The sequence below is a fragment of the Thermaerobacter composti genome (genome assembly GCF_033582035.1).
In the GTDB taxonomy this organism is placed as follows: domain Bacteria; phylum Bacillota; class Sulfobacillia; order Thermaerobacterales; family Thermaerobacteraceae; genus Thermaerobacter; species Thermaerobacter composti.
Window position 1 is genome coordinate 2,259,928 of the sequence record NZ_CP132508.1, and the last position, 15,366, is coordinate 2,275,293.

At 63.0% G+C, this 15,366-nt stretch carries 13 protein-coding genes and 1 pseudogene; 4 read left to right on the plus strand and 10 right to left on the minus strand.

Going from position 1 to position 15,366, the window contains the following annotated elements; all coding sequences use genetic code 11:
- Positions 1-11 precede the first annotated feature (11 nt).
- The 8 genes from Q5761_RS09180 to Q5761_RS09215 all read right to left on the minus strand — a co-directional run bounded on the left by Q5761_RS09180 (position 12) and on the right by Q5761_RS09215 (position 9,463).
- Complete coding sequence (locus Q5761_RS09180; RefSeq protein ID WP_318750359.1) at positions 12-752, minus strand: cysteine hydrolase; 741 nt, start codon at positions 750-752, stop codon at positions 12-14.
- A gap of 40 nt (positions 753-792) precedes the next feature.
- Positions 793-2,280 (minus strand): aldehyde dehydrogenase, encoded by a 1,488-nt coding sequence (locus Q5761_RS09185; RefSeq protein WP_318750360.1) that lies wholly within the window; start codon positions 2,278-2,280, stop codon positions 793-795.
- 15 nt (positions 2,281-2,295) lie between these two features.
- Positions 2,296-3,057: a glucose 1-dehydrogenase gene (locus Q5761_RS09190; RefSeq protein ID WP_318750361.1), complete on the minus strand. Its 762-nt coding sequence runs from the start codon at positions 3,055-3,057 to the stop codon at positions 2,296-2,298.
- A 13-nt stretch (positions 3,058-3,070) separates the two neighbouring features.
- Positions 3,071-4,291 (minus strand): Xaa-Pro peptidase family protein, encoded by a 1,221-nt coding sequence (locus Q5761_RS09195; protein WP_318750362.1) that lies wholly within the window; start codon positions 4,289-4,291, stop codon positions 3,071-3,073.
- Between the two features lie 59 nt (positions 4,292-4,350).
- Positions 4,351-5,613 carry a Xaa-Pro peptidase family protein gene (locus Q5761_RS09200; protein WP_318750363.1) on the minus strand — a complete coding sequence of 421 codons (1,263 nt, stop codon included), beginning with the start codon at positions 5,611-5,613 and terminating at the stop codon, positions 4,351-4,353.
- A 75-nt stretch (positions 5,614-5,688) separates the two neighbouring features.
- Entirely contained in the window at positions 5,689-6,906 is a 1,218-nt protein-coding gene (locus Q5761_RS09205; protein ID WP_318750364.1) for a pyruvate carboxyltransferase, read from the minus strand.
- Between the two features lie 14 nt (positions 6,907-6,920).
- Positions 6,921-7,883, minus strand: coding sequence for a C-terminal binding protein (locus Q5761_RS09210; protein ID WP_318750365.1), 963 nt, complete (start codon positions 7,881-7,883; stop codon positions 6,921-6,923).
- 341 nt (positions 7,884-8,224) lie between these two features.
- A complete protein-coding gene (locus Q5761_RS09215) occupies positions 8,225-9,463 on the minus strand; it encodes an IS256 family transposase (RefSeq protein WP_318750366.1) in 1,239 nt (412 codons plus the stop codon).
- 466 nt (positions 9,464-9,929) lie between these two features.
- On the opposite strand from Q5761_RS09215, the gene Q5761_RS09220 reads away from it, so the two are divergent.
- From Q5761_RS09220 to Q5761_RS09235, 4 genes and pseudogenes are all read left to right on the plus strand, one after another.
- Positions 9,930-10,970 carry an alcohol dehydrogenase catalytic domain-containing protein gene (locus Q5761_RS09220; protein ID WP_318750367.1) on the plus strand — a complete coding sequence of 347 codons (1,041 nt, stop codon included), beginning with the start codon at positions 9,930-9,932 and terminating at the stop codon, positions 10,968-10,970.
- 12 nt (positions 10,971-10,982) lie between these two features.
- Positions 10,983-11,966 (plus strand): amidohydrolase family protein, encoded by a 984-nt coding sequence (locus tag Q5761_RS09225; RefSeq protein ID WP_318750368.1) that lies wholly within the window; start codon positions 10,983-10,985, stop codon positions 11,964-11,966.
- Positions 11,967-12,124: 158 nt separating this feature from the next.
- Entirely contained in the window at positions 12,125-12,385 is a 261-nt protein-coding gene (locus Q5761_RS09230) for a hypothetical protein (RefSeq protein WP_318750369.1), read from the plus strand.
- Positions 12,382-12,823, plus strand: a pseudogene (locus Q5761_RS09235) (transposase); the annotation flags it as partial. The gene Q5761_RS09230 and the pseudogene Q5761_RS09235, both read left to right, overlap by 4 nt.
- 412 nt (positions 12,824-13,235) lie before the next feature.
- Here the strand turns inward: Q5761_RS09235 and Q5761_RS09240 are convergent.
- Together Q5761_RS09240 and Q5761_RS09245 are read right to left on the minus strand one after the other, a co-directional pair.
- Complete coding sequence (locus Q5761_RS09240; protein ID WP_318750370.1) at positions 13,236-13,694, minus strand: PTS sugar transporter subunit IIA; 459 nt, start codon at positions 13,692-13,694, stop codon at positions 13,236-13,238.
- Positions 13,695-13,704: 10 nt separating this feature from the next.
- On the minus strand, positions 13,705-15,336 hold the full coding sequence (locus tag Q5761_RS09245) for a dihydrolipoyl dehydrogenase (RefSeq protein ID WP_318750371.1): 1,632 nt from the start codon (positions 15,334-15,336) through the stop codon (positions 13,705-13,707).
- Positions 15,337-15,366: the final 30 nt, after the last annotated feature.

The window sequence follows — 15,366 nt, forward strand, 5'->3', positions numbered from 1 at the left end:
TCTAATTCCTCCTACGCTCCCGCCGCCAATCCTTCCTGGACCAACCAATCCGGCTCTCCTAGTTTGGCTGCAAACTCTTGCGCACTAAGAACCCACCCCAGGCAGCGGCTGACGTTTTCTAAGCCAAACACATGCAGGTCAGGCCCGTACATGCTGGCCACACAGTCCTCGATCACGATGGGTGCCATGTCCCGATTAAATACCTCGAAGGCTGTGCACAGAACGCAGGTGTTGGTGTTAATACCCATTAAAACGACGGCTTGGGCCTGAAGGACCCGCAGTAACACCTCAAGATCGGTCCCATAAAAGCAACTCAAGCGTTTTTTGCTGTTAACCACGTAATCACCCGGCTGATAAAGGTCGGGTATGATTTCCGTTTGAATGGATCCCTCAAGATTGTGCCGGTAGGCCGTGCTCGCTCGTCCTGGCGTCAAGGTCTCTCGGAGGGCCTCTACAGCCTCCCAGAAGGGCACCCCGTAAGCCTCGGATCGGTTGTCCGCGAGGCGCCGGTTGGTCATGACGACATGAATGACCGGCAGGCCTTTGCGGCGGGCCAGGTGAAGGACCCGGGCTGCAGCCGCCACAACACGCCGGGCATCGTCCGGGTCGGTGGGCATCGTGGCAACCGCCGGATCCAGGTGGCCCCGATGCATGTCGACGGTTACCACTACAGTCCGCTTGGGGTCAATCACCAGGCGCTGGTTCATCATTTCCCGGAACTGGCTGCGGTCGACTAAATCCACTGTGCGCACCGGAAAGTTACCCCCTTCCATGCAGGGTTTTAGGCTTGGCTTAGCTATACCGCTCCGATCCGGCGTACCAATCGAAGGGTGTGGGGTCTAAGTTGACGATGACGCTTCGCGTTTGGGTGTAATCCCAATAGGCGTCCCAACCGTTTTCCCGCCCGATTCCGCTGGCTTTCCAACCACCCCATGGCGACGACGGGTCGATCCGGTGGTGGTCATTGACCCAAACCACTCCGGCTTCGAGTCGCTGGGCTACCCGATGGGCGCGTTTCACATCCTGGGTCCACACCGCAGCCCCGAGACCGTACTCACAGTCGTTGGCCAGCCGGATCGCCTCTTCTTCGTCTGCAAAAGGAACCACGCAGGTAACCGGGCCAAAAATTTCTTCCCGAAAGATGCGCATGTGGGGCTTCACATCGGTAAAGATCGTGGGCCGATAGTAGTATCCGCGATCGAGCGGAGGTTCCTTCGGGCGATAACCGCCGGCTACCAGTCGAGCCCCCTCCGCCAAGCCAATTTGTACGTACTGTTCGGTGCGAGCCAATTGGCGTTGCGAAACCAGGGGTCCCATCTGCGTGGCGGGATCGAGCGGGTCACCGAGGCGGATGGCGTTCGCCCGGGAGACCAAGGCGTCCGTCACCTGGTCGTAAACCGTCTTTTCGACGAGGATCCGGGCCCCTTGCACGCAGGTTTGGCCGGCCGCGATGAAGGCTGCGAAGAGGGCACCCGCCACAGCCTGGTCGAGATCAGCATCCGCAAAGATGAGAACGGGGGCTTTTCCACCCAGTTCCATGGTGACCTTGCCCAGCCGACCGCCGACAACTGAGGCTACGGCCTTTCCCGTCGGCGTTCCGCCCGTAAGGTCGATTTTTGCAACACCTGGATGGGCTGCTAGTGCATGACCGGCCGACGGTCCATACCCTGTAACTACATTCAAGACACCCGGCGGAAACCCTGCTTCGAGGGCCAGTTGGGCTAATTCCACAGCTGTGGTCGGTGCAAACTCCGAGGGCTTGACGACCACAGTGTTACCGGCAGCCAAGGCCGGGGCCAGCTTTTTGGTCAGGATCAACAGCGGATGGTTCCACGGGGTAATAAGTCCGACGACACCAAGCGGCAGCCGTTGCACATAGTTGAGATACTGCGGCCCAAAGGGGGCCACCACCTCTTGAGCTGTTTGGGCGATGCCGGCGTAATAGGCATACCAGTCGGGAATCCGCCCCACCTGCGCCCGCATCTCACGGATCGGTCGGCCGGTGATGATGGTTTCGTGCTGGGCAAGTTGATCCACCCGCGATGCGATGATCTCCGCAAAACGCGTTAGCAACGCTGCCCGCTCGCGGCCGGTGGTTCGCCGCCAATAACGGTCAAAGGCCGTTTGCGACGCCTCAACGGCCCGAGCGACGTCGTTCGCATCCCCATCGGCTGCTTCCGCCACGACTTCTAAGGTAGCGGGGTTCTCTACGGGAAAGGTTTTTCCGCTCGCGGCCGCAATCTGTTCCCCGTCAATGAGATGCCCGTAGGTACGGACCACGTTCGGTCCCCCCAGTCAGTGCAACGTCCAACCACCGTCTACGTTCAACACGTGGCCCGTCACCATATCCGCCAAGGGACTGCACAGGAAGAGCACGGCGCCCACGATGTCCTCCGGCTGCGCCCACCGACCCACGGGCAGCATCTGCGTGGTGACCCATTCTTTGTACCCAGGCGACTCCAAGAGGGCCTTCCGGGTCTCGGTTTCCGTGATGCAGGGTGCGACACAATTTACGCGCAGCCCCAGGGGCGACCATTCCAACGCCAGGGCTCTTGTCAGGTGATGGACCCCAGCCTTGGCCGCGGCGTAGACGCTTCGCGTCTTAAACGTCACGTTGCCAAAATTGGAGCCGATATTCACAATGTGACCCTTGCCTTGGTCCGCCATGATCTTTCCAAAGATCTGACACGCAAAGAACACGCTCTTCAGGGTCGAGTCAATGGTTCGGTCCCATTCCTCTTCCGTGACGTCAAAGGCCATCTTTCCCACAGTCCAAGCAGCATTGTTGACCAGGATGTCCACCCGACCGAATCGCGCCTTGACCCGATCGGCCAGGGTGCGAATGCTCTCGACGTTCAGGACATCAACATACTCCACAACCGCTTCGCCGCCGGCATTGCGAATCGCTGCGGCCGTCTCTTCGAGGGCCTCCAGGTTACGGCTCGCACAGACCACCGTGCACCCCGCCTCGCCCAGCCCCTTGGCAATGGCCCGCCCGATCCCCATGCTGGCGCCTGTAACGACCGCCACTTTCCCCTCCAGTTGAAACCCGATCACCGACGGTCCCCCCTTAACCGAGGAGCTGCTCGTCGTACGGCGCCCGGGATAAGACACGGGCACCGTCATCCGTCACGAGCACCATGTCCTCGAGCCGCACGCCGCCACCGCCCCGAACTCCCTCGACATAGATCAACGGTTCGAGCGCAAATACCATACCCGGCTCAAGCACCGGGTCGTTGGCTCCGGGCATCGTCTCGCCGACGAAGGGCGGTTCCGTCGGCGCGGCACCAACGCCGTGACCAATGAAAAGGTCGATGAAATGCTCTTCCAGACCGTGACGAGCCGCCGCCGTCTTGTAGGCTGCTGCGACCTGGGATGCACGGACGCCGGGTCGGATGGCAGCGATGCCCGCCATTTGTGCCTCATACACAGCACGGTAAATCCGCTTTTGTTCGGGACTGGGTTTTCCGCAAATCATCGTCCGGCCGACGTCACCAAAGTAGCCGTTCCAGCAAGCACCGATATCGATAAACACCAGGTCCCCGTTCCGGATGAGCTTATCGGTGGCGAAGCGCGCAGGTGGCGCCATGCGTTCACCCGAGGCCACGAAGGGACTGGCTAGATGGGCAAACTCGCCGCCGAGGCGGAACAGAACCCGCATGGCTTCTGCCGCCACCTCGCACTCCCGCACGCCCGCTCGCACCGCGTCCAGCGCCGCCTGGGTCACCGCATCGGCGATGGCTGTCGCTTCCTCGATCAGCGCAATTTCCTGCGGCGACTTCACCATGCGGACCGGTTGCATCAATGCATCGCCGTCAACCCATTCCACCTCGGGTAGGTAGCGTTGGTAGGCCCGCAATTGCTGATGGCTCATCACGTCAATCGCGACCCGTGCCTTCTCCAGGTTAAGTCGCTGAAACATGGGAACGACCTTTTTCGCCACCACATCTTCGACGAGCCCTGGCTCGTCCATGATGGGAATCGGAAGCACTTCGTGAATCCAGGGCATGGCGCGCCGGACCCGTTCCAGTTCACCGCTCGAAACGTAAAGGACGATGTCTCCCTGGCGGGTGTATAGCACACCATAGGTGGTGGTGGCCCGGTACTGAATCATGATGACCCTTAGCCCGGTCAGATAGCGGACGTGCTCATCCCGCCAGAGGAATACCGCGTCGACATCGTGCCGCTCCATAGCGGCCCGAACACGGGCCCAAATGTCCTGGCGTAGGGCGGAAAAGTCAATTCGCTGCTCGTAGTCCACCTGAAACGGGCCCGGCGCGTACCCCCACATCCCTGGTCCCTCCAAGGCAACTCGGGTTTACCTGCCACCCTCACGAGCAACCGACTGACTCACTGGAAGAACTCCTCCGGGTGCGGGCAGAGGGTCGTGATGGCATGGCCCGTGTCCGTGATGACCAGGTTCTCCTCCAGCCGCACCGTTTGTTCAAGACCGGGATGCCCAGCAAACGTCTCGATGGCGAAGTACATGTTCGGCTTAATTTCTGCAGGATACTTCAACGAATAGGCGCGGGAGATCCACATACCTTCGTAAAGGGTAAGACCGATGGAGTGGGCAAATTGCTGCAGCGACACCGTGCCATATTTGTCATCGTCATACTCCGGGAACTCTTTGGCCACATCCGCCGTGGTGTTCCCCGGCTTCATCTTTTCAATGGCCCTATAAAGGGATTCGTAACACTCCTTGTACAAATCCTTTTCCTTTTGGGTCGGCTTGACCCCGCCCACCTTAAAGCACCGCACGAAGTCGATGAAGTAACCGCCAGGACCAATGGCGTTGATGTCCACAATCACGAGGTCACCGACGCGCAAAATCTTATCGGTGGCCCACCGCCGATAGGGACTCGTGTTCCCACCCGATGCGACAATCACATCGTAGACGAAATCGAAGCCGCTAGAATATAGATATTCGTTGACCTTCGCTGCCACTTCCCGTTCACGGACTCCCGGCTTAGCCCATTCATTCATGCACATCCACATGGCGGCGTCGCCGTGGGCCGCTGCAATCTTCAGCAGCTCAATTTCGTCAGGTGTCTTGATAACACGGGCGTCCTTGATAGCAGGCCACGCATTCACCAACCGAATACCAAGATTGCTCAAGGCCTGATACGCCAACATGTCCATCACGTCAATGCCAACCCGTTCGTTCTGAACCCCATTCTCCACCAGCACTTCGTAAATGGACTTGGCCATCTTTTCAACCTGACTCTGCTCGGCCCCTTCAGCCCACCGCCAGGTGATGGCAGGCCGAATGTTTTCCGGCTTAAGCCACGGCGCATCCATCCGCGCGCAGTGGAGATCGGAACCTACCGTCTCAAAGAGCACTGGTTCACCACCGCGCGGCAACACGCAGTAACGGATGAAAATGTTGTTCTTCCAGTTACCTTGCCATACACCGGTGATGTACCGGATGTTCTCACCGACAAAACATATCAGGGCACCTAGGTCGTGCGCCTCCATCTGCTCCCGCATCCGGGCGAGCCGGTCCCTACGCAGGCGGTCAAAGTTCACGCGCTCTTGCCAGTCGGTTCCCGTGGTGCTGTAAATTCGACGGGGATGGTACTCGTGGTAGCCACCAATAAACTCGTTATACATTATAAACCCTCCTTGAATGCAGATTTGGACGCGCTCCAGGCGTGGGACCGTATCCTATTCCCAATCCACGGGATGTTAACCCAACACCTCGTCAACCAGTTGGCGAAACTCATTGACATCAACCAAACCATGCTTGGCGTACGCGCGCTCCTTCACCTTATCGACCAATTGCTGCACCTGCTCCTCGCTGGCTTGGCGCCCAATGCGGCTTAACCAGATGGAAATGGATTCGCTGCCAGAGTTCTTGCCTAGCACCACATCTGCAGGCTCCTGGCCCACCAGTTCGGGCACGTAAGGCATCAGCAAGGTGGGTTCGGATTCATAGACGTTGCGATACCATCCAGCAATGATGCCGGACTCGATCTTGGTTAGGTACTTGCCAACAACGGCCCGATTCCATGGCACCTCCTGCCCGGTGATTTGCTGCACGAGCCGTGAGACTGCGGTCAGCTTCTCCGTGCGCAGCCCCATATCCAAGCCGTACATGGTCAATAGGGCCAGCACCAGCTCTTCATACGGCGTATTTCCGGCCCGTTCACCCAAACCCGTAATTGTGGTGTGAACGACCTCGGCGCCGGCGGCGATGGCCATAATGGTGTTGGCAACGCCCATGCCGAAGTCATCGTGAAAGTGCACTTCCAGCGGCTTATTGATTCGCCGCTTGATGTTCTGCACAAGCCACGGCACCGCGTGAGGAGCAAGACCGCCAAAGGTGTCCACAACAGCCAGGGCATCCATGTGGCCTTCTTTGGCGACGGTTTCGATGAGGTTCATCACCCAATCAAAGTCGGCCCGGCTAAAGTCAATGGGGAAGAATACCGTATACAAGCCATTCTCATGGGCGTACCGCGTGGCTTCCACAGAACGCTCGATGGCTTTTTCAAGGGGCCAACGGTACGCCCGTTCAATCATGTGAACGCTCGATGGAATTTCCACCACGACGCCATCGACACCGCATTCCAACGCCCGATCCACATCCTCTTTCATACAACGGGCAAAGGCAAAAATCTTGGGTCCCAGCTTGCGCCGGGCAATTTCCTTGACTGCTTCTGTATCCTCCCGGGACACGGCCGGCATGCCCGCCTCAATGCGGTGGACCCCGACCTCAGCTAAAGCCTCTGCAATGCGGATCTTTTCGTCCTTCGTAAAAATAATGCCGGCCTGCTGTTCACCATCGCGGAGGGTGACGTCGTGGATCTCCACCCGCGACGGCAAATTCAAGTTCGCCCGAACCTCGGGCAAGTAATTCCACGGACTTACAAACCACTTGTCTGTCCGCCACTGCGACGCCATGGACCTCGCCTCCTTCATTTCGGACCAACGATCACGTAATCCGGCCGTTGGCCCGTCAACGCCTTGACGACTTGCCGGCAAGCCTTCTCTTGCAGCTCAATCGTCGACTCTTCCGAATAAAAGGCCACGTGGGGCGTGAGAATGCAGTTGGGTTGACCAATCAGTGGATGGTCCAGCGGAATGGGCTCCTGTTCGACCACATCCAGAGCAGCACCAGCCAAACGACCTTCACGAAGAGCTTCAGCTAAGGCTGCCTCGTCGATGATGCCACCACGCGATGTGTTGACAATACACGCCGTGGGCTTCATCATGGCCAGCTCGTTGGCACCGATGAAATGTCGTGTCTCAGCAAGCAACGGGACGTGGATCGACACAAAATCGCTGGCGGCAAGGAGTTCGGGCAGACCAACCAGTTGGGCTTCCTCTTCGGCTACCTCTTTCACGTAGGGGTCGTAGGCGAGAATCCGCATACCGAACGCTCTCGCCTTCCGTCCCGTCGCGCGAGCGATGCGACCAAATCCAACGAGCCCGAGGGTTTTACCAGCGAGCCGGGGAATCGGTGTGAGGTCCCGATAATCCCACTGCCCTTGCCGGACTCGACGGTCCAGAAAAACAACCTTCCTCGCCAGCGCTAGAATGAGTGCCAGGGCGTGGTCAGATACCTCTTCCACGCAATAATCAGGGACGTTCGTCACCCACAGACCGCGCCGTGCGGCCGCCTCTAGGTCAATGTTGTCTACACCCACTCCATAGCGAGCGATGATGCGCGCCTTTTGCATCGCGTCGATGACGCGCCCGGAGATGCGAGCGTAGGTCACCAGCACGGCGTCTGCATCTCGAACAGCTTGAGCAAGGGTTGTTTCTTCCGCATTGGGGCAAAACACAACGTCGGCGCCGAGACCCTCGACCAAAAGACGCGTTTCCACCTCTCGCGATGGAAACACGTGATCGGTGACGACGACCTTGAACTTGGCCATGGGTGCCCCTCCAAAGCGTTGCCTTCCGCATGGCTGACCCGGAGACCCACTGATTCAGGAAAAGTCGGTGGGCCGTGGCGGGTTGGTTGCTACTTGCCCCATGATTTTGCGGCAACGCCCTGGCTTTCTTTTAGAAATCCTGACAAGCCTGTTGCCGACCCTTTGTTCGTGAGCATAGATCCATAGCCCAACCTTCCGCCCATTTGCGGTTACTTCGTACAAGTCTGCGTCGCACAAGTCCGCGTGGCACCCGCGGTTGGACCATGAAAATCCGGGGCGACCGCCATAGGTCTCGGCGCCGCGGAACAAGGGAGCTTCCGTCAATAGGTGTGTAAATGCGCTCAGGCGGCGACCCCCTTCTCCGCGACCTCGATGCCGTCTTCGTACCGCGCCCCGGCGTAGACCTTGGCCAGCAACTCCGGGGCGCTTAGCCGCCGGAAGCGGGTCTGGGCCACCATGAGCATCTTCCAGATCACCGCCGTGGCCCGCTCCACCTTCTTGAACCGCTTGGCCGCGTCCGTACGCAGCCGCAGCGCGGCGAAGGGGGATTCCACCACGTTTGTGGTCCGCAGGTGGCGCCAGTGCTCCTTGGGGTACCGGTAAAACGTCACCATGCGCTCCCAGTCCCGCCCCAGCGTCTCCGCCGCCTTCCCGTCGCCGTGCCGGTGACACCAGGCCTCGAACGCCTTGCGCTTCCGTTCCGCCTCCGCCCGGGTCGGGGCGTAGGCGATGGCCCGGAGCATGGGCTTGGCCACGGCCTGCTGCCGGCGCGGCAGCTGCTCCAGCACGTTGAGCACCTTGTGGTTCCAGCAGCGCTGCTCCTCCGCCTCCGGCCAGACGTTGCGCAGCGCGCCCCAGATCCCCAGGTGCCCGTCCCCGATCACCAGCCGGGGCGCGTTCATCCCTCGGTCCCGCAGGTCCCGCAGCACCTCCGACCCGCTCGCCACCGACTCCCGGTAGCCCGGCACAACCGCCACCCCCTCCTTCCGGCCGTCCACCAGGCCCGCCACGGCCACGAGCAGCGCCGCCCGCTCCCGCTCCAACCCCGCCTTCACGTACACCCCGTCCACCCACAGGTAGACCACCTGCAGCTCATCCAGCCGCCGCGTCCGCCAGGCCTCCCACTCCGCCTGCCACCGCTCCTTCAGGCGCGCCACCGTCCGGGCGGAAAGCGGCGCCTCTTCACCGAGCAGCCCCCGCAGGGCCAGGTCGAAGTCCCCCTCGGCCAGCCCATGCAGGTACAGCTCCGGCAACCGCTCCGCGACCTCCTTCGTGCGCCGAACGAACAGAGGCAGAATCCGGCTCTCGAACCGCTCCTCGAGGCCCCGCACCCGGGGACGCCGCAGGGTCAGGGTGCCCATGGGGGTGGTCAGCTTCCGCGGCTTGCCGTACCCGTTCCGGTACCCGGCCGGTGCATCGACGGCGGCACGCCGCTGGTCGCGGACCCGGCCCAAAAGCTCGGTCACCTCGGCCTCCAGCGCCTCCTGGATCAGCGCCTGGATCGCGTTCCGCAGCCACTCGTGCAGTCCTTCCCAGGTGGGGCTTGACGTCAGGTTCCCCGACGTGGTCCGCTGGTGCATGGCGGTGGCTCTCCTCCCTCCGGGCTTCCAAGCCCTCGTTGTTCACCAAGAGGAGGGTACACCGCCTTCGCCATTTACACACCTTTTGAGGGTACCTCCGGAACAAGGCCCCAACCCGCGCACGCCTACCCCGGAACGCCTCAAAATGACAGGAGGATTGGAAAAGAAAAACTTTCTTGGAGCTGGATCGATCAACCAAGGCCGGAAGTTGGGTTCGACGCCTCAAATTTTAGATTGGCTCGGATAATTCTAATAGGCCGTAGCGGCGAACCGATGAATACTGTGACAACGGATGAATTGGGGCTGGCTCTTTTGTTCCAACGAACAAATCGAGGTCGTTGCGATAAATGGGAGGATACAAGAAGCGGCTGTCGACTCACCGTCCGGATCCAACGAAGGTCCTCGTCCAACCAAGCGCATTTTTGAAGGCCTTTGCCGAGGGGGCCAACTCGGGAGTGATTCATCCATGAAGGCGATGCTCCTCCGGCAATGGGGAGAGCCGATGGAATGGGCGGATTGGCCCACGCCCACCCCCGGACCAGGGGAAGTCCTGGTTCAAGTGCGTGCGGTGGGAATGTGCGGAACGGATGTGAAGCTGTTCTCCGGCCGTCACCCCGCTTGCGCCAAGGCCCGCTTGCCGCACATCCTTGGCCATGAGGTCGCCGGTCGGGTCGCAGCCCTGGGTCCTGGCGTCACCGCCTGGCGCGAGGGGGACCGGGTGGTTGTTAATATGTACGCCACCTGTGGCCAGTGCGCCTATTGCCAGGCCGGTCGGGCCACCCTCTGTACCAATCTCAAGGCGTGGATCGGGTTTACCCATCCCGGCGGGATGGCGGAGTACGTGCTGGTTCCCCAAGAAAACCTGGTGGCCATTCCCGACGAGATCCCTTACGAGCAAGCGGCCATCTGCGGCGACGCGGTTAGCACGGCGCTACGGGCTGTCAAGGAACGAGGCCGGGTTCGGGTGGGGCAAACGGTGCTCATCGTGGGTTGCGGGGGCGTGGGCATCCATGGTGTCCAAGCAGCCCGGGCCCTCGGCGCCACGGTCATCGCGGCCGACTTGGGTGAGACCAAACTCGCCCTCGCCCGACAGCATGGTGCCCATTACGCCATCGACGCCAGCAGCGACTTGGTGGCGCAGGTCAGGGCCTTGACCGATGGGCGGGGTGTCGACGTGGCCGTGGATTTCACAGGAGCCCCCGAGGCCCTGCGGGCGGCAGGCCTCTCCCTGCGTCCGGCAGGCCGGCTGGTCGTCGTGGGCTATCGGCTGGATGGGGACATCGCCCTGCCGTCGCCTTCGGTCGTCCTTGATGAATTGGAAATTGTGGGGTCGCGCGCTTACGACACGGCGACGCTGGCCGAAGCCATGCGCTGGGTCGCCGAAGGCCGGCTCCATCCGGTGGTCGAACGGGTTTACCCGATCACCGAGGCCAACACAGCCCTAGCGTCCCTGGCTGAAGGACGAACGCTGGCCCGCCAGGTGTTGCAGTTGGCTACCACTGACTGAGGGAGGGCGCCCATGCGCATCGACGTGCATTGCCACTTCATCCCGGATTTCGTGGTGGCAGAAGCCCAGCAAGATCCGGACCGTTATGGCTTGCAGGTCGACCACGGTTCGGGGGGTGTGTTTTTCCGCCACCGCCAGGGTTACCGCTATCCGGTGCCCGACACCTTTACCGACCCGCACGCCATGGTGCGCGCCATGGACCAAGCGGGGCTCGACGGGAGAGTGGTGTCCCTGGCTCCGACGCTGTTCCTTGCGGACCAGCCCAAGGACGTACAAACCACCTTTCTTCGGAGGGCGAATCAGTGGGCTGCCGAGGCCTGTCGGGCTGCACCTGGCCGGCTCTGGGCCATGGGAGCCGTGCCCCTGCCCCACGTGGCGGAAGCCGTGGAAGAATTGGACCACATCCGATCCCTGGGGCTGGTGGGCGTAGAAATCGCCTGCTTCCCCGGTGGACGTCCGGTCGATGATCCCGAGTTCCGTCCCTTCTTCGCTCGAGCCGCAGAGCTCGGCCTTCCCGTATTCCTCCATCCGGTGTATCTAGGGCCGCAACCGGGGCTGGAGGAGTTCTACTTCATCAATACGATCGGCAATCCCTACCAAACCCTGGTTGCGGCCGCCCGCATCCTGCACAGCGGCCTGGCGGCCGAACTGCCGCAACTCCAAGTGTTGCTGGCCCATGGCGGCGGCTTCTTCCCCTATCAACGGGGCCGGTTCCAACATGCCTGGCACGTCCGGTCCGAGCCCAAGGTTAAGATTGATCGTCCACCCCTTGAGTACGCCGGTTGCCTTTACTTTGACAGCTTAACCCACGATCCGCTGGCCCTGCGGTTTCTGGTCGATGCCTTTGGTGAGGACCGGGTCTTGATGGGTTCCGACTTCCCCTTCGACATGGGCACCGAAACCGTTGTGGCTGACGTGGCCGAAGCCGGCTTGCCCGGCCCCGTTCTGGCGAAGGTCCAAGGGGACAATGCGGTGCACCTGTTTCACCTGGGCTGACCCAGGCACCGCCCCGACACCGTGCGCCATCCTTGCGTACCAGGCAGCCCCGCGGCCCCTAGTCATAATGAACGAGGCCGGCCCCGTTTCGCAGGTACGTGGGTTACGCTGAAGGTGGCTACCTTCGCGCAGAGCCACATACGAAAGGGGCCGGTACCATGAAGGATATCACGAAGTTCGCGGGTCTCGCCGTGCACCAGGACACGATTGCGGCCGGTGTAGCCGACCGGGAAGGCGGACGGGGCCGGTACTGGGGCACGATCCCTCGCCGGGTCGAAGCGGTCCGCAAGCTCATGAGCCCGTTGGGCCGAAAGGAGCCATTGATGGTCTTTTACGAAGCCGGGCCTACGGGCTACGAGCTGCAGCGCCTGCTGGCCCGGATGGGGATAAGGACTGCGCTGACTGGCGCAAGCGCATGAAGCTTGAGGTGAGCGAGCTTGTGGGCTCCGAACGGCAAGAGCGCACCGAAATGCGCACAACCTACCGGAACGGTTATCGGGTCCGACCGTGGGAGACCCGCCTCACCTCCATCGAGGTGAAGATCCCCAAGCTTCGCAACGGGTCCTCCTTCCCCAGCCTGCTCAAGCGGCGCCGATGCGCCGAGAAGGCCCTGGTGGCCGTCATGCAAGAGGCCTACGTCCACGGCGTGAGTACCCGGAAGGTCGACGAACTGGTACGGGCCCTGGGACTCGATGGGGTCAGCAAGAGCGAGGTCGCCCGGCTCTGTGCCGAACTCGACGAGCGGATGGAGCGCTTTCGGAACTGACGCATATCCGTACCTCTGGCTCGATGCAAAAGCGATCAAGGTCCTCCAGGACGGCCTGGTGGTGAACGTGGCTGCCGTAGTGGCCGTTGGGGAGGCCGAAAAGCGACGCCGTTACTTGATTCTTGGCGCGGCACTATGATGAGGGTCAGGTACTTCCGTGGTATTACAATTCCCCGAGGTCCCAAGGCTCCGCCCATTCCTCTGGGCAGTTGGACCGCCGCCTGCCCTGAGCAACGGAGGGTGGGACGATTCCGAATCATCGATTCCGAATCATCGGTTCGGCACGCCCCTCCCGCACGGGCAAGGCTCCTCCGGCGCTCCGCAAGGCTCCTCTGACGCCCCATCGGGCTCGTCTGACGGCTTCCATGTTGCGAAAGCCCTTACATTGTGAAGAGACCCGGTGAAGCCCCCTCCCGGGAGGCCATGGAACCCCTGCCCTGCTCCGGGATCCCATGGAACCCTTCCCCCCGCTCCGCGAGCCCATGGAAACCCGCCCCCGCAGCTCAAGTCAACGTTCCTCCGAAGGTACGCTGGCAGACCTGCCAGGCCTCGTCGGTGGTGCGGCTGCCCACCAGGTCAGGTAGGAAGTGGGGGTCTTGAAAAGCCTCGACCAACGCGCGGAGACAGTCGACTTGCCGGGACGGATCGGGTATCGACAGGAGGAACACGGCCCTGACGCCCACGGTACCCTGGGGATTGCCCATCTCGCCGAACTCGACGGGGTGCCGCAAGACGCCGACGGCAATGCCCGGCTTGTAGCAATGGGTTGCGTCGGTGTGCGGTATGGCGACCGGGATCCTCGTGGGGAGACCCGTCGGAAACGCGCGTTCGCGGTCGAGGACCGCATCGACGAAGGTCTCCGCAACGTGACCGCATTCCCGCAGCCGACTCCCCAGCGCACGAATCGCGCCTTGGGCATCCGCCACGTCCAGATCCAGCATGATGAGCTCACGGGAGAACATGGGCTCACCCTCATTCCGTCGCGGAGCGCTTCGCCGTCGCATCGCCCCGGCGGGACTTCCCCGCCAGCACGTGGATCGCGTGCCCGAGCCCCGCCTCCGCCGCCTCCATGACGGCCTCGCTCAACGTCGGATGGGCGTGGATGGTCAGCGCCAGGTCCTGCAGCGTCGCCCCCATCTCCACCGCCAGCGCCAGCTCGGCGATCAGGTCCGACGCCTCCGGCCCCACGATTCCCGCCCCCAGCACGCCCCCCGTCTCGCGGTCCGCCACCACCTTGACGAACCCGTCCCGCTCGCCCAGGGTCAGGGCCCGGCCGTTGGCCGCGTAGGGGAACCGCCCGACCACCGGGTCATAGCCCTGCTGGCGCGCCTGATCCTCCGTCAGCCCCACCGTGGCGATCTCCGGGTCGGTGAAGACCGGCGCCGGCACGGCGACGTAATCGGCCGCCGCCGGCAGCCCGGCGATGACCTCCGCCGCCACGATCCCCTCCCGGCTCGCCTTGTGGGCCAGCATGGGCCCGGGCACGATGTCGCCGATGGCAAAGATGTGCCGCTGGCGCGTCCGCCGCTGGGCGTCGACCTGCACCCGGCCGCGCTCGTCCAGCTCCACGCCCACCCGCTCCAGGCCCAGCCCGTCGGTGTTGGGCCGCCGGCCCACGCTGACCAGCACCGCGTCGGCCACCACGGCCTGTTCTTCCGATCCGGACGAACCGGCCCCCGCCGCACCCGCCCCGCCGGAGCCGCCCGTCCCGGCGCCGATGGACCGCGCCCCCGTCCCCTCGGCCGCCGCCCCCCGGCCCGCCGCCCCCGGCGCCGCACCGGCCCCTGCCGTCGCGGCGCTCGCCGCACCCGCCCCGCGCGGCTCGGGTCGGAACACGACCCGCACGCCCTCGCCGCCGGGCTCCTCCTCCCAGCCCAGCACCCGCACCCCCGTGTGCACCTTCACCCCCAGCTGGCGCAGCCGGCGCGCCACCACCTGCACCAGCTCGGGATCCGTGCCGGGCAAGAGCTGGTCCGCCAGCTCCAGCACCGTCACCGCCGAGCCCAGCTTGTCGAAGGCGGTGCCCAGCTCCAGGCCGATGTACCCGCCCCCGATCACCACCAGCCGCAGCGGCAGGTGGTCCAGGGCCAGGGCGTCGCTGGAATCCAGGATCCGCACGCCGTCGAAGCCAAAGCCCGGCAGCTCCACGGGCCGCGAGCCCGTGGCCACGATGCAGTGCTGGAAGCGGTAGACCTCGCTGCCGCCGCCGGGGTTCTCGACCCGCACCTGGTTCGGGCCGGTGAAGGTCGCCCGCCCCTTCACCACGGTCACGCCGTGGCCCTTGAGCAGCTGCTCGACGCCGCTCGTCAGCCGCTGGACCACCGACTGCTTCCACCCCTGCAGGCGGCCGAAGTCCAGGCGCGCCCCCTCGACCACGATGCCGCGCTCGGCCTCGCGCGAGAGGCGGTGGTAGGCCTTGGCGGCGTCGATCAGCGCCTTGGAGGGGATGCAGCTGACGTTGAGGCACACCCCGCCGAGGCGGTCCTTCTCCACCAAGGTGACGTCCTTGCCGAGCTGCGCCGCGCGGATGGCGGCCACGTAGCCGCCCGGCCCGCCGCCGATGATCAGCACCTCCGTCTCCGTCGCCACTTCGCCGACGACCATGTTGCGATCCACTCCCATCGGTACCCAGCG

Excerpts from the sequence above, each read along its gene's own strand:
- Q5761_RS09210 (WP_318750365.1), bottom strand. The coding sequence starts at position 7,883 with ATGGCCAAGTTCAAGGTCGTCGTCACCGATCACGTGTTTCCATCGCGA.
- Q5761_RS09240 (WP_318750370.1), bottom strand. The coding sequence starts at position 13,694 with ATGTTCTCCCGTGAGCTCATCATGCTGGATCTGGACGTGGCGGATGCC.
- Q5761_RS09215 (WP_318750366.1), bottom strand. The coding sequence starts at position 9,463 with ATGCACCAGCGGACCACGTCGGGGAACCTGACGTCAAGCCCCACCTGG.
- Q5761_RS09230 (WP_318750369.1), top strand. The coding sequence starts at position 12,125 with ATGAAGGATATCACGAAGTTCGCGGGTCTCGCCGTGCACCAGGACACG.
- Q5761_RS09205 (WP_318750364.1), bottom strand. The coding sequence starts at position 6,906 with ATGGCGTCGCAGTGGCGGACAGACAAGTGGTTTGTAAGTCCGTGGAAT.
- Q5761_RS09220 (WP_318750367.1), top strand. The coding sequence starts at position 9,930 with ATGAAGGCGATGCTCCTCCGGCAATGGGGAGAGCCGATGGAATGGGCG.
- Q5761_RS09195 (WP_318750362.1), bottom strand. The coding sequence starts at position 4,291 with ATGTGGGGGTACGCGCCGGGCCCGTTTCAGGTGGACTACGAGCAGCGA.
- Q5761_RS09245 (WP_318750371.1), bottom strand. The coding sequence starts at position 15,336 with ATGGTCGTCGGCGAAGTGGCGACGGAGACGGAGGTGCTGATCATCGGC.
- Q5761_RS09225 (WP_318750368.1), top strand. The coding sequence starts at position 10,983 with ATGCGCATCGACGTGCATTGCCACTTCATCCCGGATTTCGTGGTGGCA.
- Q5761_RS09200 (WP_318750363.1), bottom strand. The coding sequence starts at position 5,613 with ATGTATAACGAGTTTATTGGTGGCTACCACGAGTACCATCCCCGTCGA.